18 protein-coding genes are annotated in these 22419 nt (G+C 64.1%); 2 read left to right on the top strand and 16 right to left on the bottom strand.

Annotation, left to right across the window (positions count from 1 at the left end):
• Positions 1–86 precede the first annotated feature (86 nt).
• A complete protein-coding gene (locus AC1U7O_RS07265; protein WP_479894049.1) occupies positions 87–2144 on the bottom strand; it encodes a sodium-translocating pyrophosphatase in 2058 nt (685 codons plus the stop codon).
• Between the two features lie 246 nt (positions 2145–2390).
• Between AC1U7O_RS07265 and AC1U7O_RS07260 the strand changes: the two genes are divergently transcribed.
• Entirely contained in the window at positions 2391–2645 is a 255-nt protein-coding gene (locus AC1U7O_RS07260) for a hypothetical protein (protein ID WP_479894048.1), read from the top strand.
• A gap of 25 nt (positions 2646–2670) precedes the next feature.
• Here the strand turns inward: AC1U7O_RS07260 and AC1U7O_RS07255 are convergent, their stop codons facing one another.
• From AC1U7O_RS07255 to AC1U7O_RS07195, 13 genes are all read right to left on the bottom strand, one after another.
• A complete protein-coding gene (locus AC1U7O_RS07255; protein ID WP_479894047.1) occupies positions 2671–3912 on the bottom strand; it encodes a multiheme c-type cytochrome in 1242 nt (413 codons plus the stop codon).
• Between the two features lie 61 nt (positions 3913–3973).
• Positions 3974–5269 carry a multiheme c-type cytochrome gene (locus AC1U7O_RS07250; protein ID WP_479894046.1) on the bottom strand — a complete coding sequence of 432 codons (1296 nt, stop codon included), beginning with the start codon at positions 5267–5269 and terminating at the stop codon, positions 3974–3976.
• A 39-nt stretch (positions 5270–5308) separates the two neighbouring features.
• Positions 5309–5728, bottom strand: coding sequence for a hypothetical protein (locus tag AC1U7O_RS07245; protein WP_479894045.1), 420 nt, complete (start codon positions 5726–5728; stop codon positions 5309–5311).
• Positions 5729–5834: 106 nt separating this feature from the next.
• The gene (locus AC1U7O_RS07240; protein WP_479894044.1) at positions 5835–6668 is read right to left on the bottom strand and encodes an ethylbenzene dehydrogenase-related protein; all 834 of its coding nucleotides are present in this window, start codon (positions 6666–6668) and stop codon (positions 5835–5837) included.
• A gap of 84 nt (positions 6669–6752) precedes the next feature.
• Complete coding sequence (locus AC1U7O_RS07235) at positions 6753–8006, bottom strand: NHL domain-containing protein (protein WP_479894043.1); 1254 nt, start codon at positions 8004–8006, stop codon at positions 6753–6755.
• A 70-nt stretch (positions 8007–8076) separates the two neighbouring features.
• Positions 8077–8367, bottom strand: a complete 291-nt coding sequence (tatA, locus tag AC1U7O_RS07230; RefSeq protein WP_479894042.1) for a twin-arginine translocase TatA/TatE family subunit — start codon at positions 8365–8367, stop codon at positions 8077–8079.
• A 33-nt stretch (positions 8368–8400) separates the two neighbouring features.
• Positions 8401–9213: a tetratricopeptide repeat protein gene (locus AC1U7O_RS07225; RefSeq protein WP_479894041.1), complete on the bottom strand. Its 813-nt coding sequence runs from the start codon at positions 9211–9213 to the stop codon at positions 8401–8403.
• 17 nt (positions 9214–9230) lie between these two features.
• The gene (locus tag AC1U7O_RS07220) at positions 9231–10349 is read right to left on the bottom strand and encodes a hypothetical protein (RefSeq protein WP_479894040.1); all 1119 of its coding nucleotides are present in this window, start codon (positions 10347–10349) and stop codon (positions 9231–9233) included.
• Between the two features lie 135 nt (positions 10350–10484).
• Positions 10485–12173, bottom strand: coding sequence for a B12-binding domain-containing radical SAM protein (locus tag AC1U7O_RS07215; protein WP_479894039.1), 1689 nt, complete (start codon positions 12171–12173; stop codon positions 10485–10487).
• Between the two features lie 373 nt (positions 12174–12546).
• The gene (locus tag AC1U7O_RS07210; RefSeq protein WP_479894038.1) at positions 12547–13500 is read right to left on the bottom strand and encodes an ethylbenzene dehydrogenase-related protein; all 954 of its coding nucleotides are present in this window, start codon (positions 13498–13500) and stop codon (positions 12547–12549) included.
• A 120-nt stretch (positions 13501–13620) separates the two neighbouring features.
• Positions 13621–14574, bottom strand: a complete 954-nt coding sequence (locus AC1U7O_RS07205; RefSeq protein WP_479894037.1) for a TorD/DmsD family molecular chaperone — start codon at positions 14572–14574, stop codon at positions 13621–13623.
• A 219-nt stretch (positions 14575–14793) separates the two neighbouring features.
• Complete coding sequence (locus AC1U7O_RS07200; protein ID WP_479894036.1) at positions 14794–15408, bottom strand: 4Fe-4S dicluster domain-containing protein; 615 nt, start codon at positions 15406–15408, stop codon at positions 14794–14796.
• Between the two features lie 12 nt (positions 15409–15420).
• The gene (locus tag AC1U7O_RS07195) at positions 15421–16419 is read right to left on the bottom strand and encodes a hypothetical protein (protein WP_479894035.1); all 999 of its coding nucleotides are present in this window, start codon (positions 16417–16419) and stop codon (positions 15421–15423) included.
• A 251-nt stretch (positions 16420–16670) separates the two neighbouring features.
• Here AC1U7O_RS07195 and AC1U7O_RS07190 point away from each other — a divergent pair, with 251 nt between their 5' ends.
• Positions 16671–17765: a WD40 repeat domain-containing protein gene (locus AC1U7O_RS07190; RefSeq protein ID WP_479894034.1), complete on the top strand. Its 1095-nt coding sequence runs from the start codon at positions 16671–16673 to the stop codon at positions 17763–17765.
• 28 nt (positions 17766–17793) lie between these two features.
• Here AC1U7O_RS07190 and AC1U7O_RS07185 read toward each other — a convergent pair whose 3' ends face one another.
• Complete coding sequence (locus AC1U7O_RS07185) at positions 17794–19239, bottom strand: sigma-54-dependent transcriptional regulator (RefSeq protein ID WP_479894033.1); 1446 nt, start codon at positions 19237–19239, stop codon at positions 17794–17796.
• Positions 19236–22415, bottom strand: a complete 3180-nt coding sequence (locus AC1U7O_RS07180) for a PAS domain S-box protein (RefSeq protein WP_479894032.1) — start codon at positions 22413–22415, stop codon at positions 19236–19238. The genes AC1U7O_RS07185 and AC1U7O_RS07180 overlap by 4 nt, the downstream gene beginning before the upstream one ends.
• Between the last annotated feature and the right edge of the window lie 4 nt (positions 22416–22419).

The raw sequence follows: 22419 nt of genomic DNA, 5'->3' as shown, positions 1-22419 counted from the left end.
AGAAATGACGCAACGAATCACTCCAGGGTAAGATTTCCAAATGGCTTGACAGGGCCGACCGATTCGGCCAGGCCATCGGCCGCCCCTCATCCGACGATCAGGGGCACGATCAGCAGGGCCACGATGTTGATCACCTTGATCATGGGGTTGATCGCGGGGCCGGCCGTGTCCTTGTAGGGGTCCCCGACCGTATCGCCCGTCACCGCCGCCTTGTGGGTCTCGCTCCCCTTCTTACCCTGCTCCTCGATGTACTTCTTGGCATTGTCCCACGCACCACCCCCGCTGGTCATCGAGATCGCCACGAAGAGCCCGGTGACGATGCTGCCCACCAAGACGCCGCCCAACGCCTGCGGCCCCAGGACGACTCCGACGACGATCGGGGACAGCACCGGGATCAGACCGGGCACCATCATCCGCTTGATGGCCGCCTGGGTCACGATGTCCACGCAGGTGCCGTACTCAGGCTTGGCGGTCCCCTCCATGATGCCTTTGATCGTCCGGAACTGGCGTCGCACCTCCTCGACCACGAGGCCGCCCGCCTGTCCGACCGCCTTCATGCACATGGCCCCGAACAGGAACGGGAGCATGCCACCCAGGAACAGTCCGACGAGCACGTCCGGGTTCGAGAGGTCGAACCCGACCGCGTTTTTCCCCGCCGCGACGGCCCTGGCGTACTCCGCGAACAGCACGACGGCGGCCAAGCCCGCCGACCCGATCGCGTACCCCTTCGTCACCGCCTTGGTCGTATTGCCGACCGCGTCAAGCGGGTCGGTGATGTCGCGCACGTCCTTGCCGAGATGCGCCATCTCGGCGATGCCGCCGGCATTGTCGGTGATAGGCCCGAACGCATCGATGGCCACGACGATCCCGGCCATCGAGAGCATGGACACCGCCGCGACCGCGACGCCATACAGGCCGCCGGCCGCCGCGCCGCCGCATACCCAAAAGCTCGCCAGGATGGCGGCCGCGATCACCACGACCGGCCAGGCCGTGGCCTGCATGCCGACGGCCAGACCAGCGATGATGTTGGTGGCGTGCCCGGTCTCGCTGGCTTTCGCGATCTCCTGCACCGGACTGTAACTCTTGGACGTGTAGTAGTCGGTGATAAAAACCATCGCCATCGTCACGACGAGGCCGAGCAGGGCGGCCACGTAGTACTGAAGCCCGCCGACCCCGCCCACGCCGTCCATCATCTTCATCGTGACCGGGAAGAACGCGACGGCGGCGAGGCCGCCGGCGACGAAGAGGCCCTTGTACAGGGCCGACATGATCCCGCCCCCGGGTCCAACCTTGACGAACAGGATGCCGATGATCGTCGCGAGGATCGTCAGGCCGCCAAGGACGAGCGGATAGAGGATGGGCTCGGCCTTGCCCTGGAACATCGTGAAGGCGAGGACCATGGCCGCGACGGTCGTCACAGCGTAGGTCTCGAACAGGTCGGCCGCCATGCCGGCGCAGTCACCCACGTTGTCGCCGACGTTGTCGGCGATCACCGCGGGGTTCCGCGGGTCATCCTCAGGAATACCCGCTTCCACCTTGCCGACCAGATCGGCCCCGACGTCGGCCGCCTTCGTGTAAATCCCCCCCCCAACGCGCGCGAAGACGGAAATGAGGCTACCGCCGAACCCGAGGCTGAGCAACGCGTGGACCGCCTTCTCTTGGCCGGCGATGGCGCCGGCGGCGGCGTAGAATCCGGCCACCGCGAGCAGACCGAGCCCGATCAGGAGCAACCCCGTGACCGCCCCGCCCCGGAAGGCGACCGTGAGCGCCGCGTTGAGCCCCTCGTGCGCGGCCTGGGCGGTCCGGACGTTGGCGCGCACGGCGATGTTCATCCCCACGTAGCCCGCCGTGGCCGAGGCCGCCGCGCCGATGAGGAAACCCACGGCCGTCAACAGGCCGAACTGGTCGGACCAGATCCCCGCCGCCCAGAGGATCAGGAACAGGGCGGCCGCCACAACGCCCACCGTCCGGTACTGCCGGTTGAGGTAGGCCGCGGCCCCTTCCTGGATCGCCTGCGCGATCCGCTGCATTTCCTTGTTGCCCGCGTCGAGCTTGAACACCCACTGCGCCAAATAGAGCCCGTACCCGATTCCCGCCGCCGCGGACGCGAGCGCGAAGACGACGACCGCTGCTGAACCTTCCACAGACGTCTCCTCCCCTTCCTGATGCGAAGTGGTCCATCGATCACGCCCGGACCGGCTCCGGGCGGAGAAGCGGGGCCATTGTATACGGAGGGCTTCGGAATGATCAAGACGAAACGCCCTCGCGCCTCCCCAGGCTGAACCTTAACTGATTCTACGTTGAGCGACGATTCGAGGAGCACGGGCGGAGGACTCGGGTTTGCGGGTCCCGAGCCGATTCTGCTATAGTGAAGCGCGGAGGAACGTGGAATGGGACCGCGGCCCGATTACATCCTCGTCGAGGGGAAGGAGTTCACGAAGGAGGAGTTGTCGCTGGACAACCACGTCTTCAAGAACTGCTCGATCGATCAGTGCAAGATCTACTACAGCGGAGGCCCGTTCGAGCTCATCGACACGCATATCACCGACTCGCAGCTCATCTTGAACCAGCCCGCCAAGAACATCTACTCCGCCATCCAGATCTTCAAGATGAAGTCTCCCGGCTCCACCATCTCCGCGGACTGACCGTCTTCCGCCGATCTGCTCCCTCCTACCGCAGCGGGATGTTGACCGCGGCCCTGACGATCGAGATCGGCTGGAAGACCGGGTCCTGCGCCCCCTTCACGGACTCCGCCTCGATCCGCTGGAGAAAGGCCGGGGGGCCGGCCACCGGCGCATAGCTCAACGTGGCTTCTACGTCGAACGAGGGCGCATCCTTGGGCGTCGGGAAGGTGAAGGTTTCGACCCGCGTCTCCTCCGGCTTCAGGACCGTGTCCTCCGCCACCTTGACCGCGTCGAAATCGAAGACGGTCTTCTCCCCCTTGGCGTTCACGTAGGTCCTGCCGTAGACCCGCTGCTCCCCGTACACCTTCTTGAGGTTCTTCCCCTTGATCGTCAGGTCGAGCACCACCTTGGCCCAGCCCGGATGGGTCGTCGGGAGGTTGTGCGGGACGAGGCTCTGCACCGTGATCATGACGGTCGTCTGATCGCCCTTGACCTTGGCCTGGACGTCGAGCTTGGCCGCCTCCTGCCTCAGCTTCCCGACCCGGCCGGGGAAGCTGTGGTTGGCGACCTTGCGCTTGTTCTCGCCGTTAGCGGACTCTCCCACCTGCTCCGGCATGTGGCAGGTCTGGCATTCCTTGCCCGCTTTGACCGCTTTGCTGTTTTCCCAGTCCCCGAGGAGGTCATTACTCTTGCCGAGGTTCGCCGCCGCGGGGACAGCAAGGTGGCAGTTCAGGCAGAGGTCAGATTTCCGGAACAACTCCAGCTCCATCGACTTGTGGGCCAGGTTGTCCACGGGGTCTTTGTACGGACCGAAGAGCGTCTTGCCGGGCTCGTACTTGGGGATCGGCTGGCGGCTGTTGCGATCCACCGCCTTGATGAGGTGGCACTGTGCGCAGCCGACGCCGTCGATCGCCGGGTCGCCGGACTGCACCTGCGAGATGAAGGCCGGAGCCTGGTCGACCAGCTCGTTGACGTGCGGAGCGTGGCAGCGGAGGCAAAGCGCCTTGTCCTTCGCCGACGACGAGGCGAGGTACTCGTCCAGCGCGGCGCGAAAGGCGGGGGAGTGAATTGATCGCGACAGCGGGGAGGTTTCCCATTCCTCGAACACGCGCTCGTGGCAGCGCTTGCACTGGGTGGACAGCGGAAAGCCCTTGCCGCCCGGTCGGCCTTTGCTGCCGTCCTGAGCAAGGCCGGACGGCAGAGGTCCCCCCGCCGCCATGGCGACCACGCCGGCCGCCGCCAGCCACAGGATGAACCTCCGTCGGTTGGGTCGTGCCTCTGCTCGCATGTCCCTCCTGTCTCTCCCGGACTCCGCGCCCGGACCTCGCGCAGGGGATCGGGCTTCGCCGCTATAAGGTCTTGGTGCGAAACGTCAGGACGCGCGGCTGCGCGTATTCTTGGATGAGCTGCCTCGCCGCCTCCCGTTCCTTCTCGCCGGGCAACGACGCCAGATAACGGTCCCGCAGGGCGGGTTCCGGGTTCGGAACGAGGGCGTAGGTCAACAGCGCCTCGACGACGGTCGCCCCGCTCTCGGACGGGAGCGTGAGACTGAAGGGAATGCGCCGCGTCGTCCCGCCCTTGACCAGAGGCTCGGGAATCGGCCCACGCAGCAGCTTCTCGTAGGGCAGGCCGAACCGCTTTTCCTCCTTCGCCAGCACCTGGCCCTCCGCATTTTTGACCGTGATGGTGACGAAGTACTGCTTCAAGACCGGATCACCGTCCGGGAAGCTGTGCGGTAGACTGCCCGTCCGCACCAGCACGGTCCCTTCCACCTGAGCCGCGGTTTTCTTGGCCTCGATGTCCAGCCGCGGCATCCACTCGGCCTGGAGGTTGCGGTTCTTGAGCATGATGCCGGGGATCACCACGCCACGGAACCAATGCCGTCCGATGGACCGGGTCATCGCTCCACGCTTGGATGTCGAACTCCCGGTCGAGGGCTCCATATGGCAGTCCTGACAGACCGTGCCCTTCAGGATTTCCCCCGGCAGGTCCCGGCGCGTGACATCCTTGACCTTGTCGAAATGACAGGACGTGCAGTAGTTGGCGCCGCGAAAGAGATCGGACTGGCTGGACGGGTGGACGAGGTTTTCCTCCGGCTCGGCATACGGACCGTAGAGCACTTTCCCCGGGTGGATCTTGAACGTCGGCGGCGGGGCCTCCTTGTCGGCCACGGCGCCGATCAGGTGGCAGGAGGCGCAGCCGATTCCCTCGATGTCGACCTTTCCCGAGAGGACCTGCTCGGTGATTTTCGGGACATGCTGGGGAAAGACGGTGACGGCCGGCGCATGGCAGGCCAGGCACCGTGCCCGCTCCTCCGCGCTCGGTCCGGTTTGGAGCCAGAGCCCGAGGACCGTCCTGAAGACCGGGGATTCCAGGGAGGTGCCGTGGAGAAGGGCCGCGTCAACCCGCCCGAAGGTCTTCAGGTCCGGGGTCTGCTCGCGCATCCCCTTCCATTCCTCGTAGTGACGATCGTGGCACTGCTTACAATCCTCGGACCTGATGAAAACCTTTTCGATCTCGTCGACCCACTCGGCCCCTCCCTGCCCGTCGGACTTTTGTGCGATCGCCCTCTCGTGGTCCAGGGCGCCGGCGCCGATCACGGCCGCCAGCAGCCCCACCGCCGCGGCGGCATGCAGTCTGCCCATCATATGCTCCCGGCCCCGCAATCCCGTGAGGAATCCGGATTAATCGCTCACGCACCGCACGAAATGAAAATTGATGATGCCGCCGACGCCCTGTTCGTTGGGGTCGGCCGGTTCATAGGTCCCGATGGTGTACCCGCAGGTCTTTTGGACCCGCTTCAAGGCCTTGGCGAAGTCGGCCATATCCTTCACCTCCACCTTGTCGATTTCCTTGATGACGGCCCGGACCTTGATGCCGGCGAGCTCGGCCGGGGTCCCGCCGATGACCTCGAACACGACGACGCCCACCGCTTTCTCCAGCTTCAGCTCCTTCTGGATGTCCTCGTCGACCGGTCCGACCACGACCCCGAACTCTTCGCCGAGCCGGATGGCCTCCTGCTCCGCTTGTCCGTTCGCCGCCTGGCCGGACGCCGGGCTCGGCACGAGAGCCGCCCCGCCGCCGAGCGCCAAGAGTGCGAGCATCGCGGGAGCAGCCAGCCTGCATTGTCCGGTGCGGTATGACCTGTCCTCAGACGTCATCGCTCGTCCTGCCTGAGCCGGACACGTCGGGCCGGCCGACCGGAGCCCCTCACAGCTTCTTCACCGGATCGATGAGGAGCTGGAACCAGGGCGCCACCGCCTTTTGGCCGTTGCGCTCCTTGTTCTCGCCGTTCCATACCGCGAAGGCGATCGCCTGAAGACGGCCCGCGTCGAGCCGGGCCTCGTTCTCGGGGTCGCTGCTGGCCATCGCTCGCCGGATCACGACCCGCCACACGCCGTTCTTCCAGGTCGCACTGCCCTGCACCTTGCCCTGGCTTTGTTTGCTGGTCAGGGTGCTAAATCCGCCACCGACCAAATCCTCCACGGAGGAGAGCCGCCGGGGGATGACCTCAAACCGCCGAACCTCCCCGCCACTTTCCCGCTTCTCCGCGCTCCGTGCCGCCCGGCGGTCGATGTCGCTCTGCCAGTCCGCTTTCCAATGCCAGATGTTGATGTAATGGTCGAGCTGGCCCATGCAGAAAAAAGCCGGGGCATCGCCCAACGGTAGGCCAATCGCCACGCCGTCTCGGAAGGTTCCAGGAGTCAACCGGTCGTTCTTGGTATTGTCCTCCCACTCCAGGAGGAAGGCCAGGTCCTTGCCGTTGTGTACGCTGCGGACCACGAGGGCCCGGGCCGACGGCTCCGGCCAGACCGGGCGGGTGATGACCTGGCCGCTCAACGGAAGGGTGAGGGGGGGAACGGATTGCCATGCGGGGTCATCCGGCGTGGGAGGAACCTCGCCGGGAACGAAGTGGGATCGAATGACCATCCCCTCAGAGCTGACGAGGGGAATGCCCAGCCATCCGAGCACCAGCGCCGCAACCAAGAAGCCGGACAATACGGGAAGCGCAGAAGAAGACAGGCCCCGCTCCGCTCGCGCCATACCCCCGCCCCATCTGACCAAACTCGGACCGTGGTGGCTCCCCGACAGAGGATGCGCCGTCGGGCTTCGCCCGGATCAGACCGGTTAGGACAGCTTGACCCGGCGGATCTTGTTCTCGCCGCGCTCGCAGATATAGAGGTACCCGCGAGAATCCAGCGCCAGCCCAACCGGTGAGTTCACTACCGCGTCGACCGCGAGCAGACCGTCGCCGTGCTTGGCCATGCCCGGCCCGTCCTTGGCGACGAAGCGGGCGGCCCCGCAGCCGCCCATGTGCTTGTCCTCGTACCCGCTGTCCCCATTGCCGGCGACGGTGGTGATCAGCCCGCTCCGGGCGTCGACCCGTCGGACCCGGTGATTCATCGTATCGGACACGTACAGGTTGTCCTGGGCGTCGAAGAGGACGGCCTCCGGCGCATGCAACATGGACTGGGTGGCGGGCTTGCCGTCTCCGTCGAACCCGTACCAGCAGACGCCGGCCACGGTGGTGATGATCCCGGTCGCTCGATCGATGCGACGAACCCGGTTGCTGCCCTTGTCCACGACGTAGACATCACCGCGGCGATCCACCGCGATGCCGACCAGATCATACAGCCGCGCCTCCAGGGCCGGCTTGCCGTCGTCCAGGTAGTGGGTCAGGTCCACGCCGGTGGAACACTCCGGCCTGAGCCAGCCGTGGTCATCGCTGAAGTCGATGCCGATGGCGTCGCCAGACAGCACCACAAGGTTTCTTGCCACCAGGGGCTGCTCCCGGGCCTCGTCTTCGTCCGACCAGGTCCCGGCGATCGTCGCCACCATCCCCGTTCGCGGATCGTACCGCCGGACTCGGTGGGCTTGGGTGTCGGCGATGTACAGGATATCGTCCTGGTCGAAGGCGATCGCGGCCGGCCACGTCAGGTTCACCTCGAGCGCAGGACCATCGCCGTTGAAGCCGTGTTGCCCGGTCCCCACAACCGTCGTGATGATGCCGGTTTCGTGGTCGACCCGCCGGATGCGATTGCTGCCGGAGTCACAAATGTAGAGGTTGTTCTGAGAGTCGAAGGCCACGTCGAGGGGCAAGTACAGGCCCGCTTCGCCGCAGGGACCGCCGTCCCCGCTGTAGCAGGTTTCGCCGATTCCCGCGAAGTTGTGCAGCGTGCCCGCCTGCAGGTCGATCCGCCGGACCCGGTCCGATCCCGACTCCGCGAAGTACAGGTAGCGCTCTTCCCTGTCCAGGGCGACATGGTGCGGCAACGGAATGCCCGCCTTGACGGCGAGCTTGCCGTCCCCCGTGCTCCGGGCCTTCCCGTTGCCAGCGAACGTCTCGATGTACCCGACGAGCAGTTCTGCGGCCGTTCCCATGGCTATCCTCATCCCCGCGCCCGGGATGTCCCCTGATTTCACGCCGACGCGCGAGCGACTTCGGTCGCGGCTATGCGCCAGCGCCCGGTTGGCCGGTCCCGACCGGCTGCGGCGCCTGGGCCATCTCCGCCTGCTGCGCCGGCTGGGCCGGAGCGGCTTGCGGCGGGAGCGCGGTCGGCTGCGGTTGAGCCTGCGTCTGCGCCTCTGCCTCGATCGCATCGGCCTCGTGGACGGACTTTTTGAATCCCTTGATCGCCTTCCCCAGCCCTTCACCCAACTGCGGGAGCTTTCCCGCGCCGAAGATGATCAGCACGATGAACAGGATGAGAATCAGCTCGGTAAACCCGATGCTCCCAAACATAATGGCTCCTGCTCCTTGTTGACGGGAAGCTCCTCAGCCCTTCCCGGTGTCCTTGGCCCGACGGGCAAACCGCTCCTTCAGTCGTTGCCGGGCCTGCTCGGCCTGCTCGAACATCTTGCACTTGTCGTACATGTTGATGAGGTTGTAGTAGGCCAGGGGCTCGTCGGGGTTGTGCTCGACGGCATCTTCCATCACCTTGATGGCGAGGTCGACCTTGCCGTGCACCAACGCGACGTCCATGAGCTTGAAGCTCGCGTCGAGATGGCTCGGGTCCAGTTCGAGGGTGCGCAGGTAACACTGCATCGCCATGTCGATCGTGTTGTAGTCGGACACCGCGGGGTTGTCCAGTTCGACGTACACGCCCCCGAGGTTGTACCAGGCGATCGGATCGTCCGGCGTGATCTCGACAAGCCGCTCATAGAAGTTTTTCGCCTCGACGAACTGACGCTTCTCGCTGTGGAGGCGACCCAGGTTGAACAACGCCAGCACGTCGTACGCGTTCAACTCCAGCGCCTTCTTGAACTGGGCTTCGGCCTCGTCGCCCATGTTCTTCGTGGCGTAGATGGTCCCGAGGTTGGAGTAGTACATCGCCAGGGAGCGGTTCATCTCGATGCGGATGGCCTCGGCCATCTCGATGGCCTTCTTGACCTCCGTCAGCGCATCGTCCAGCCGCCCCTTGCTGAAGTACAGCTCCCCCAGCCGACATCGGGCCTGGAAATCGTCGGGCTCCTGGGCCAGTAATTTTTCCAGCTCGGCGATTTCCTCTTCCGGAGAAAGCCGTTGCTCCGGTTGCTCGGCGACCACGCCTCCGGGGTCAGGTTGGTTGGCGCTCAGTGAATCGGTCATGGGTTCCTTCCATTACGCTAGGAGGATGAGACCTGTTCGCGAAGCACCGGCGCGGCGGCCATCGCCCGGTCCTCCTCCCGCTCCCCCGCCGCGAAGAGTACACGGCGCCGGTCCAGGCCGAGGAGCATGAGGCCAAGGAGGACCATCAGGCTGAGGTGCGACAGCTGAAGAGCGTAGCCGGCCATGAAGATCAGCCCGATCCCATACCCGGCCGCTCGTCCCATGCTGAGCAGCTTGACGACGGTGTAGGACCACGCCAGCAGACCCATCACGTACAGGGCGAAGGGGAGGTAGAACGTGTAGCCCATGCCCATCTGGAAGATCCAACCGATGCCCTGGCCGGACTTTCTGACTTTCTCCGCCAGCGCCGGATCGTAGAGGCCGAGGAGATAGTCCATGAACAGCAGACCGACGAACACCGTCAGACCGACCGACGCGAACATCAGGACCCGCCGCCGCTGACGGCGGTTTTTCGTCCAGCTCGGCCCTCCACCGTAGGCCCAGATCGTCAGGATGCTCGCCAGCACCATCAGCGCCTCGCCGGCTCGATTGACTTCATGAGCCAAGGGGGGCACCGAAACGAGACCCAACAGACCATACGCCGTCGAGATGGTCTGATAGTAGAGCCACCCGCCGATGCCCAGCAGAAAGCACGCCACCATCACACGCTGGGACCACGGCCGACGGCCGAAATCAAAGTCCATGACGAGCGCCGCCACGGCCAGGACGAACACCAGGTTGTACGCGATGGACCCGAGCATGGCCGGAGGGAACAGGAGGAATGCGACCGTGAGCGCCAGGACAGCCGCTACGGACCCGGAGACCAGCCATTCTCGCAAGCCTCGGCCGGAGCTTTTCACGCGGTTGGCGAGGATGATGCCGATTGCCAGAAAGACGAGCAGGGATACGACATTCAGCAGGGTGAACCCGATGGAAGACACCCCCTTGAAGAAGTACCGGACCCACTCGTGTTCCTCCGCCAGCTTGCTGAAATGCATTCCCAGACGGGACACGAGGCGATACAGGACGAGCTCGAGGAAGGCGGCTAGCAACAACACCTTAACAGTATATTCGAAGAGCAACCCCTGCCCTTCGAGTCTTCCCAGCCCTCGTTCCTGCAGCTCCATGGGCGTCACCGTCGTGGAGTGCCCTTCTTGGCGTTTTCCCCGATCGCGGGTGTCGGATTATAGCCGGAAGAATCGAGCACCGTCAACCCGTTACGAGGCCACCACCGCAGGACAAGCCCTTCCGCGGTGCAGAGACGGCGCCGGTCAGGAGCCGGTCGGCTGTGGCACCCGTTGCGCCTGGGATTTGGCCCGCGCGATGTACAGCAGGCCGTCCGCCATGGAATAGTTGAAGGGCAACTCGCAGACCCGCTCGCTCACTTTCTGGTAAACATACTGATACAGACGCTCGGCTTCGTCCGGGGTCATCCCCTCCTGCACCTCGTAGAAGAACCCCAGACTCAAGTCCTCCGAGGCGGGCCGCATGATACGACGGATGCCGTAGCTGCCCGGGTCGCCCATGATGGGCGCCTCCTTTTCCAGATCGAAGAGGCAGGGCTGACAGGAGAAGCCATAGGAGGAGTTGAGGCGGGTGTTCTCGATGATGAAATTGGCCGTCTCCATGGCCTCGGCTTCCGTCTCGGTCGGAAATCCCACGATGATATACGTATGGACGGCAATGCCGAGGTCCAGACAATCCTCCGTGATGCGGCGAACGCTGTCCTGCGTGATCCCCTTCTTCATGAAGTCCATGACGCGCTGATTGAAGGACTCCAGGCCGAACACGATCTTGAGGCATCCGGCCTCCCGCATCAGCTTCAGGAGGTCGCGCGAGAGGTTCTTCTCGAATCGCATCTCCGCCGTCCACTGCAGGTTCAGGTTCCGATCCACCATCTGCTGGCAGAGCCGTTTGGTCGGAGACAGGGCGAGGCATTCGTCCGTGAAGAAAAAATAGGGGGTTTTGTACCTTTCGGAGAGGGCCTGCAATTCGTCGACGGTCTTTCCGGGGTCCTTCTGTCGAAAATTCTGGTGGTCGAGGGTTAGCGCACAGAAGGCGCAGTCCTTGTAGTAACAGCCGCGGGAAAACTGCACCGGTAGCACCGTCTCAGGGGCCAGGTACAGATCCAGGGGAAAGCCGTCGTAGTTGGGAGCCGGGAGCTGGTTGATATTCTCCGAGTAAAAGGGCTGATTGACGATGATCCGGCCGTTCTGACGGTAGATCAGGTTCGGGACCTTGGCGTAGTCCCGTTTCCCCTCGAGCTGATTCACCAATTCCAGCAGAGCGGTTTCCCCCTCGAAGACGATGAAGTCGTCCGTCAAATCGAAGAGCCCCGGACAACGGCGCAAGTTGTCCACGAGCCTCGTGAAGATGCTGCCCCCGATGGTCAGATGGAGATTCGGGTTCGCTTCTTTGATGAGACGGCACAGCGTAAGCCCCGGGATGATCTGGGATGTGGCCGTGATGGACACTCCGATGAGGTCGGGGTCTTCCGCCAAAATCGAGCTCAGGAAACGATCCCTGAAAAGCTCGATGTACGGATTCTGCCGCTCGTCCCTGATGACCTTCGCGAGATCTTTCGAGGCATAGATCGAGTAGCTGGAAAACTGGTTGTCGACGACCGTGAGCCTGGTGGGGAAATAGAGGGTCGAAACCAGCTCGAGCCATTTGTCGATCAGGAAGAGGCACTCCCGGTACCGGTCGAGGTCATAAAATTCGTCGCATCGGAGGGAGCGCTTCGCGGGCTCGATCTGGTCGATCAAGTAGGGAAAGCGCTCGAAGGCTTCAACCAGGCGGGCGTAGTGCTCCGCGCTTCCTGGCCCGGCATCGCCCGTCCGACCCGCCTCCAGTTCTCGTCGCTTATCCAACAGCCGTGCATAGACTTCTTGGCCATAGGATTCGCTCAAGATCGCATCCAGCACCTCGATACCCAGGTCGCGCTGCGTGACCTGACGCACACCTGCCTGAGCCAAAAATCCGGTCAGCGAGGGAAGGCTGAGGTATGGCTGGGACGGATGCCATGTAGGAGGAAACAAGAGGGAAACTTTCATGCCGTCGCCCCCCTTCCAACGCGGGGAATTGCCGACACTCGCGGATGGTGGCCGAACCGCGCGGCTCTTCGGTTATACACCCCGTCTTTCGGTGAATGCAATGGCCCACCTCCGCCGCTCAGAAATACGTCGGAACGGCCATCGGTGGCACGTCGTTTCAAAAAAAGGCCCCGAGTCGCCGCCATGAGGCGATCGACTCGGGGCCTTCCGTTTCCGGAATATTCTACTTAGCCTGGGAGGCGAAGATCCTCCCCGCCACTTCGCTCCCCTGACTTTGCCCTCACGGGAGCTTCAGGGTGAACCACGTCGAGATCCCCTTCATGCCGTTACGTTCGACGTTGGAGCCATCCCACACCGCAAAGGCGACCGGGACGGACATGCCGGGCTTGAACTGGACATCGTTGGGGTCGCTGGTCGTCAACGCACGCTTCACGACGATTCGCCAGGTCGGTCCCGTGCAGCAGCCGCCCTTGATGGAGCCGGCCGGCTCCCACAGCCCGTTGCCGATCACATCCTGATGAGCCTGCGTGGTCAGCGTGCTGAAGCCGTTCGCGTTCAGGTCCTCGACCGCACTCACGCGCAACGTCGGGTCCGACATGATATTGCCCGACCAGATGCCGGGATTGAAGGGACCAAGGCTCCGACCGATCCGGTCCGGATACGTCACGCCACCGGCCGGCTCCTCGAAGTAGTAGTCCCAGAAGATACCCGGGTACTGGTCGTCCACATCCCAGATGCCCGCGCTGTCCTTCCCAATGTCCTTCTGCCACTCGGCGTTCCAGCGCCAGATGTTGACCGTGCCGCCAGACTGCCCCATGCACTGGAAGGGCGGCGCCCCCGAGGTGTTGACCGGAAACTGGATGGCCGCCTGATCACGAAAGTCCTGGGGACCGATCGTCGTATCGTTTTTGGTCTGATCCGACCAGTCGAGCCGGAACCCGACTTCCTTGCCGTTGGTCACGGCCTTCACGAAGACGGACTTGACCGAAATGTTGGGGTGCATCGGCGTGGTGATGGTCTGCCCGCTCAACGGCACCACCACCCCCGGCACCCCCTCCCAGATGGGGTTCGCCCCATCCATGGGGATCGGCCCCTTGATCGCCTTGACCGGGATGGTGACCGGCTGGCTCACGGCCAGCGGCACCTGCCCGATCGTCAGCACGAAGCCGATCACGAGCACAGAGAGAAGAATGCCCAACACAACACTCTTGTTGCGTGTCTGCACCACTCTCATATGAATGTACCCTCCTCTCGATTAAGGATTAAAAACTGCTCTACGACGCCCACGATCAATCCATCAAACCGACGCTACACCGACCAAGCCGCCAGAGAGCCGCCCAGAGGGACAAGAACATCAGGCGTTTCCCACTGGCCCGGACTCATCCGTCCGCTTCTCCTTGTCCAGGAAGGACTGCGCCCCGACCTCGTCGAGCAGCATGCTCAACTCATTCCCCTGATCCTGAGCTCCGCACTCATAGGTCTGCCCTTCCGGAGCATTAAACGTGGCAGGACGGTACTCGGCCTCCGAGTAGGGCTGTGGGGTGACTCCTAGGTAGGCGGCGTCGAACTCGATGAGATCGGACGTGAAATCGGCCAGGCACTTGAAGAATCCCGCATCCGCCTTCTTGGCCAACATCCGACAGAAGAGCGGCACCCAGCGGCCGATATGATTCTTGACGAACTTTTTCTGCGCCTCCACGACGATCTGGGTTTTCTCGTCCCCGTCGTGACAGCGCGCGTATGATTCCTTGTACCCCAGGAAATGCATGAACTCGAGCTCGACGCTCAGGTGGTCCATGCGCTCGTGAATGTCCTTGGAGAGCTCGAGGCCGAAGGCCCGATAGAACCCCGCGATGTCACCCATCACGTGGGCCTGACCGAATACGTGATCGTTGCCGAAGAGGGTTTCGTAGGGCGGACAATCGAGGCTGATCACGTTGCTGAAGACGCGGCGGTGCTCCGCCTGCAGGTCTTCCAGCTTCCAGTTCGCGCATTCCGAGGAGGCCCACTCCTCGATCTCGTCCAGATACCCGGACAGGGCGGTCAATTTCTTTCGCGCTCGCTCCCCACCGATACCGTCCAGAGCCTTTTCAAGGCTTTCGATGGCCGAGCGTCCATCCTCAACAAACTCGCCGCTCTGAAGGTAATCCAGGAATTCATCATCCTCTGGATACAGCAAACTCCAGGAAACCAGCAGATACAGCTTACTCCGACCAAGAGCCCGCTCGACGGCGGGGGAGTCCTTCACCGCACCCACACCTTGAACCACGGGGCTACCGACTCTCCGCTCGGTTTCCTTCGTGCTCATCGGCCTCACTCTCTCCCTTACGTCAAGACCGAGGGTCCGAATCGAAACGAACTACCCGCTCTCCTGCGCATGGCCCCGCGATCTCTCGGTTCAGGTGGCGGTATCATAGGCAAAGGCTCAAGGGATGTCAAGCGACAACTCGCCCACCCGGAATGATCGACCACCCTCATCGGAAGTGCCTATAATTCAGCACATTACGATCCTTTCTTCCCACGGCCGTCACCCCGTGGGTTCACCCGGAGCCCCTCCCAACAGCCGCGCGGGCAGAACCCTGATCGCGATCTTGTCGTTGACCGTTCGACAGACCATCTCGCAGTGGCCGCAGCCCACGCACCGGTCAGCGCGGACATCTAAACGAAAGGCCCCAAAGTCCATCGACAAAGCCTCGGTCGGACAGGAAGACACGCAGGCGTGACACCCCTGGCCCGCGGTGCACAGGCGATGCGTCACCACCGCAAGCCCCATCCTGACCTCCTCGCGGGAGAACACCGGCAGCAACGCGTCCGTCTCGCAGGCGGCGATGCAGGGGAAATCGTCGCAGAGGTGACAGGGACTCTCGTCGGGGAACAAGACAGGAGTGCCTCCCGGCGCAGCCTTGATGCTCTCGAAGGGACAGGCCTCGATACAGTCCCCGCACTGCGTGCAGCGCTCCAAGAACAGCGCCTCCCCCACGGCCCCCGGCGGCCGTAGCCAATCCTGCCGCACCGGCTCGGTCGGCTTGGGCTTCTCCCTGGAAGCATCCCGATGTTTGACGTACTCCTGGGCGGTCTTGAGAAAGGAGAAGGCGGAGTCCTTGAGGAAATTCCTCCGCCCGTATTGCGGGTCCGCGGCCATCGTCGCCTCGACTCACATCACCCCGTCGGCGCGGAGCTTGTAGACCTCCACGCAGCGGTCGCAGGCGCCGAACTCCGTGTCCCACCCCGGATGATTCTCTCGGATAAAGTCGAGCACGTACGGCTCGACCTTTTTCTCGAGATCCTCGACCCAAGAGTAGGTCGGGAACCGGCAGAGGGGGCAGGGAAAGCCCGGCATGAGCATCACCTTGTTGGCGACCTCCGGCACCTCGCCCCCTTCCGTCTCGATGGCCCGGTCCATGACCCGAAGCGTGTCGGTTGCCATGTCCACGAGCTCGGAGTGTGTAAACATGTCGGACTGCCACAACCCCTCGAACACGGCCTTCATCTGGGCGGGCGGAATCTTCCGGTACCAGGACCGGAATTCCTTGAAGCGGTCCTCCTTCGCAAGCATCGGCTCCTTGCCGGCCCGCTGCAGCCGGCTGTCGATGTTCAGGCACCACAACACGCGGTAGCGGTGAAGGATCAACGTTTCTTCGCCGGGATTCTGTCCGACTTTGGTGTCCGGGTCATACCCGAAAATGTCGTCCAGCATGTCGGCGATATGCGTCAGCTCATGCCGGCAGTACCGAGTCAGGGCGGGGTCGTAGAATCGCCGGGGGATGAGCTTGATCCCGACTCCCTTCAGTCCCTGCTCCTCGAACTGCTTGGCCAGTTCCTGCTCCACCGAGCCCCACTTGCGCAGGATGTCGACTCCCTCCTGGTCTTCCTTGAGGACGCCCTTCACCAGCACGATGCCGACCCTCTCCTTGAGCGAGGGGAACTCATCGAACGCATCTCGGATGATGTCGGAAAACCCCCAGATGCCGAAGAGATACTGGTAGAGCTTCTTGAACTCGCCCTCCCGATCGTCCAGCGAGAACTTTTCGTAAATCGGGTCGGCGAGCTCGTGAAATTCTCGATAGTACGTAGGATCACCCTCCCGCTCGGTTTTTTCCACGAAGGAGTCGATCACTTCCTGAAGGAGGGCGGGTTGGAACCTGATTTCCATGGGCCATCTCTCCTGGTCGCCATCGCGGAGGAAGGAAAATCGGCAGCAGGGTCGCTGTGCTCCCGCTGAGCGAGGGACCGCCGCTCGAGCCACGCACCGGCTTGACTTGAATCTTGGCGTTCTCTTATGATCCGACCATCTGCGCGCGAATGAACGATTATAGACAGCGTCCTGCAGATTTGCAACGCTCCCGGGCCACCGGTGCGTGCCCAAGGCCCGGCGGGATTGACCAGTGAAGGAACGGACCACCCATGCCTGACCCGATCGCGACGCAACCAGCAGGAGGGGCGCCACCGATCACCGCGCCCCTGACCGCTTCCGACAAGCCGGCCGTCGACTTCCTCGACTATTGGAAAGCGGGAGCCAGGGAGATCAAGACCTTCCGCGGCCACTCCCACGGCGTCTGGACCGTCGCCTACTCGCCGGACGGCGCCATGCTGGCCAGCGGCGGGGTAGACCGGTTCGTCCGCATGTGGGACATCGAAACCGGCCGGCTGCTCCGGTCGCTGCGCGGGCACACCCACGACATTCGCGCCGCCCTTTTCACTCCAGATGGCCAGGTGCTCATCACGGGAAGCGAGGACCGCACCATCCGGCTCTGGAATCCGAAGACCGGCGAGCCGACCAAGCTGCTGTTCACACGCTATGACCACAACATCTGCTCCCTGTCGCTGTCCCCCGACGGGCTGATGCTCGCCCGTGGCAGCCACAACAAGGACATCAAGATCTGGGAGGTCACGACCGGCACGGAGCTGATGACACTGCTCGGCCGCGATCCTTATGATCACCACTGGACCCCCTGCGTCGCCTTTTCGCCCGACGGCATCCACCTGGCCAGCGGCAGCGACATCGGCAAGATCAAGATCTGGGAAGTGCTGCCCAGCGGCGAAGAGAAGGTGCTGCTCGACGGGCATTGGAAAGAAGTGATCGACGACGACACGACGGAGTTCCGCGGGTTCTTCGTCGAGGATGAGGGCGGATTCCAAAAGCCGATGGAATATTGGATCGGAGCCATGACCTTCACGCCCGACGGAAAGGTCCTGATCAGCGGCAGCCGAGACTCGACGATCAAGTTCTTCGAGATGCCGACGGGCACGGAGCTGCGGACGTTGAAGGGACACGCGGGCTGGATCCGGCACCTGGTCGTGTCCCCGGACGGCAAGGTCCTGGTGAGCGCGAGCGACGACCAGACGATCAAGATGTGGGACATCGCCTCGGGCCGCCAGTTCCGCACCATCAAGGGACACGCGGGCGGCGTGCGCGGGCTCGCGTTCTCGCCGGACGGCCTCCGCCTCGCATCGGCCTCCTGGGACCGTACCGTCAAGCTCTGGGAAGGCGGCGCGTAGCCCTTCGGCCATTTTCATCCACCAGCCCTTATTCCTCCAGCTCCTCGGGGTCCGGCCTCCCGGCGGCGATCCCGTACCGTTTGCACTTCTCCCACAACGCTTTCCTGGACAGGCCCAGGAGCTTGGCGGCGGCCGTCCGGCTCCCCTTGGCCCGCTCCAACACCGATACGATATAGTGCCGTTCGAACTGCTCCCGCGCCGTTGCCAGGGATTCCGGCTCTCCGGCCGGTCCCGTCCTTCCCGTCAGCCCCTGCGAGCAGAAGCCGCATTGCTCTTGCGCCGGCCCCCCGAGGAAGGGACAGGCGGCGAAGCCGCAGAGATCCCACGGCTGGACCTCCTCGCCCGGCCGCCCCAGTGCCACGGCCCGTTCGACCATGTCCTCGAGCTCGCGGACGTTCCCCGGGAATGAGTATTTCAGCAGGATCTCGCGCGCAGCTTGGGAGAAGCCCTTCAGGGGCTTGCCCGCGCGGGTGGACCTGACCTCCAGCAAATGCTCGGCGATCACGAGAATGTCCTCTCGGCGCTCACGCAGCGGCGGAAGCGCGATCGTCACGGCCCGCAGGAGGTCATGAAGATCCGCCAGGAACCGCCCCTCCGCAACCGCCTGGTCGAGGTCCGCTTGGGTCGCACACACGCACCTGACGTCCGCCTCGATCGGTTCGCGCCCACCGACGCGCGCGAACCGCCGCTGCTGGAGCGCCTGCAGGAGCTTGAGTTGCACGGCCAGCGGAAACCCACCGATCTCGTCGAGGAACAACGTCCCCTTGTGAGCCAGCTCGAAGCGCCCGCGGCGCTGCCGCACCGCGCCAGCGACAGCCCCCTTCTCGTGACCGAACAGCTCCGCGTCGAGGAGAGCGGCCGGCAGCGCTGCGCAACTCACCTTGATGAGCGCCTCGTCCCGGCGCGGGCTGTTCCGATGGATGGCGTTGGCCACTAATTCCTTCCCCGTTCCCTTCTCCCCGACGATCAGGACCGGCGCCTCCGTCGCCGCCACAAGCTTGATCCGCTCCAGGACCTCGCGCATTCGTTGGTTCCTGCCGAGGATGCCCTGGAAGTTGAACTTGTCCTCCAACTCCTCCCGCAAAAGCTGGTTCTCCTGTCGCAGCGCCAGCACCTTGCTGACTCGATCGACGATCAGGAGCAGCTCGTCCATGGAGAAGGGCTTGGTGATGTAATCGTAGGCCCCCAGCTTCATCGCCTCGATGGCCGTCTCGACGGACCCGTGCGCGGTGATGACGATGACCTCCGTCCGGGGCGACCGCTGCTTGCAGACCTGCAGCAGACTCAGGCCGTCCGGTCCCGGCAGCCGCAGGTCGGTGATGAGGATGTCGAAGACTTCCTTGCCCAGGATCCTGGCGCCCTCGTCGCCGGTCGCCGCGGCCCGCACCTCGTAGCCGACCGCCTTCAGGGCGTCGGACACGGACAGCCGCATCAAGGGCTCGTCGTCGACGATCAGGATCGCCGGCGGCTTCATACGTTCCTCCCGACCGCGGGCCGCTCGCGCGCGACCGGCAGACAGACCGTGAAGACCGTGCCCTTGCCCACCTCGCTGTCCACGAGAATCTGCCCGCCGTGCCGCTCCACGATGCCCATGCTGACGGAAAGGCCCAGCCCGGTCCCCTCACCCGTCGCCTTGGTCGTGAAGAACGGATCGAAGATCCGAGGGAGGATGTGCGGCGGGATGCCGGCGCCGGTGTCCTCCACGCTGATGTTGCAGGTGCGGCCCGCCAGCCTGGTCCGGATCGTGATCACTCCCGTCCCCTTGATGGCCTGGATCGCGTTCAGGATGAGGTTCATCAGGACCTGCTCGATCATGTGACGATCCACCATCAACGGCGGCAGGTCCGGCTGGAGGTCCTTGTCGAGCCTGATCTGGTGCTCCAAGAACGCGTGGTTGGTCAGCACCAGCACACGCTCCACCACCATGTTGATGTCCGTGGCCAAGAGCTCCGGCTCGTGCTGCTGCGAGAAATCGAGGAGCTGGCGCACGATCTTCTGGACCCTGCGCAAGCCGTCCTCCATCGAGATCAGATACTCCTCCTGGCGGGCCGGCGAGAGGCTGCCCTTTCGGATGTTGTACAAACAGTTCAGGATGCCGCCGAGCGGGTTGTTGACCTCGTGCGCGACGCCCGCCGCGAGCTTGCCGACCGAGGCCAGCTTCTCGGACTTGAGGATCTGCTGCTCCAACTTCTTGGTATCGGTGATGTCCCTGGCGATGCCGAGCACCCCCTGGATGCGGCCGTGGGCGTCGAAGAGCGGCGCGACGCTCACCATCACCGCCCGCGGCTCGCCGGACCGGCTCACCACCTCCACCTCGTAGACCTGCTTGGCGCCGATGTCGAGCGTGCTCTTCAGCCGCCGGCCGCGGTGCCGCTTGGAGAGCAGCGACAGGTACGGACGCCCGAGCAAGTCCTCCTTCCGATAACCCCAGGCGGCGACCTTGCTATTCACGTACGTGAACCGCTGGTCCGCATCCAGCGTGTAGATGACGTCGTTGGCGTTTTCCAGGAGATTCTCCAGGTAGCGTTTGGTTTCCTCGATCTCCTGCGTCCGCTGCCGGACCTTGTCTTCGAGCTCCTCGCTGTACTCCTGGAGCTGCTGCTCCAGGCGCTTCCGCTCGGTGATATCCCGGAGCTGTACCATGACGGACACGGCCCCGCCCTCCGCGATCCGGATCAGGTCCATCTCGACCGGGACGGGAACCCCCGAGCTGTTGGCGACCTCGATCTCCTGGGTCGGCACCTGGCGTTCGCCGAGGATGATCTTCTCCAGCAGACCGCTCGTGCTCCCCCGGTAGGGAGGCAGGACCAGATCCACGAAGGGCCGGCCCAGCACCTGCGATTCGCCGTACCCCAGCACCTGCTCCTCACGCCGATTGACCGCCGCGATGCGGCCGTCGGGGTTGACCATGATGACGGAGTCGGCCGCCAGGTTGAACAGCGCACGGTACCGCTTCTCCGATTCGGAGAGCTGCTGCGTCCGCACCGCAACCTCCTGCTCGAGCTGGGTCGTGTACCGCTGGACCTTCTGCTCGAGCAGCTTGCGCTGCGTGATGTCCCGGACGAAGGCCCGCGAGTATTGCAGGCCGCCGCCCTCGGGGTCGAACAGCGCGGTGGAATGGATCTCCACGTCGATCGGCTGCCCGTCCCGGGTGAGGAACACCGTTTCGATGGAGGCCCGGCCCTCGGACATCAGGCGCTCCAGGTACCCCAGGACCTCGGGCTCACGGCCGCGGGGCACGATGTCCCAGAGATGCATGTCCAGCATCTCCGGCAGGCTGTATCCCAGCTTGTCCAACTCCGTCTGGTTGACGTGGACGAACCGGCCTGCCTTGTTCACCTGGTGGATCATCTCTGGCGCGTTCTCGATCAGGTCTCGGTACTTCTCCTCCAGGACGCGGATCTCCGCCATGCGCTGTTGCAGTTGCCCGAAGGACTGTTGCAGGTTGGCGGCCATGCGGTTGAAGGCCTCGGCCAGGCGCTCGATCTCGTCGCCGGTCCGAAGCGTCAGCCGCTGGTCCAGGTTTCCGGCGCCGAGGCGCTGGGCGCCGTCGTGCAGGATCTGGATCGGACGCACGAGCCGCCGCGCCACGACGAGCCCGGTCACGCCCAGCACGGCGAAGACAACCACCCCGTAGGCGGCAACCTTGGCGAGAAGCTGGTTCAGCGGCGCGTAGGTTTCGTCCGGGCTCTGGCGGACGAAGGTGAGCCAGCGCTTCCCCCCGAGGCTCTCGCTCGCCAGTTGATCCGACAGGCGCACCGGCGCGAAGCCCACAATGGCGTTCCGACCGCCGTGGGCGTCGTCGGCGACGACGTCCCACCCTGCCAGGGGACTCGCGATCACCCTGGCTAGGTCCGGGGTCAGGGCGTGTTCCTCCGGCGCCAGGACGGGGCAGATCAGGAGCGTGCCGTCCGAGCTCACGAGCATGGCATGGCCGGTCGCCCCGATCGCGACGTCCGAGATCGAATGGAACACGGCGTCTCGTTTGAGCAGGATGGTCACGGCACCGATGGCCGTCTTCTGATCCTCGTCATAGACGGGGACGGAGGCGTTGATGACGTACGTGCCGAAGGCGGGGTCGAAGTAAATCTCGCCGACGAACCCCTGCCCCCGCCCCTCTCGGAAGACCGCCTGCCACCAGGCGCTCTTCCCATAATAATATTCCACCTGGGGGATGGAGCTGACGACCAGGGCGCCGTGATCGTCGGTCACGAAGATCCCCAGGTAATCGGACTTTCGGATTTCGTGCCACCGGATGAGGTAGTTCGTGACGATGCGGTTGATGAAGAGCGGAAACTCGCTCCGGCGCTCGCGTTCCCGCCAGCGCCGCTGCCAATCCCGGATCATCTCCCGGACGTTCCGCTCGTCCCGCCCGGCATAGCTCAGGTTGGCTTCCTTGACCGCAGTCCGGACGAAGGGGGTGGCGCCCAACTGCTGCGCTTCGTTGATGCTGCGGCCGATCTGCATCTCGACGCGGCGGGCCGCCTCGACGGCGACTTCCTTGAAGTTGGCGCCGATGGTGTCGCGGAGGGCCCGGCGTTCCTCGATGTATGTCAGAGCCAGGGAAAGCGTCAGCGGAAGGACCCCCACCATCACGATGGCGGTGATGACCTTGTGCTGGAGGCTGGGGAAGCGGCTCCAGAGTCTCATTGTG

Source organism: Candidatus Nitrospira neuquenensis (assembly GCF_979578155.1).
The sequence above is the reverse complement of the archived record's forward strand: the minus strand, read 5'-3'. Positions and strand labels throughout refer to the sequence as shown.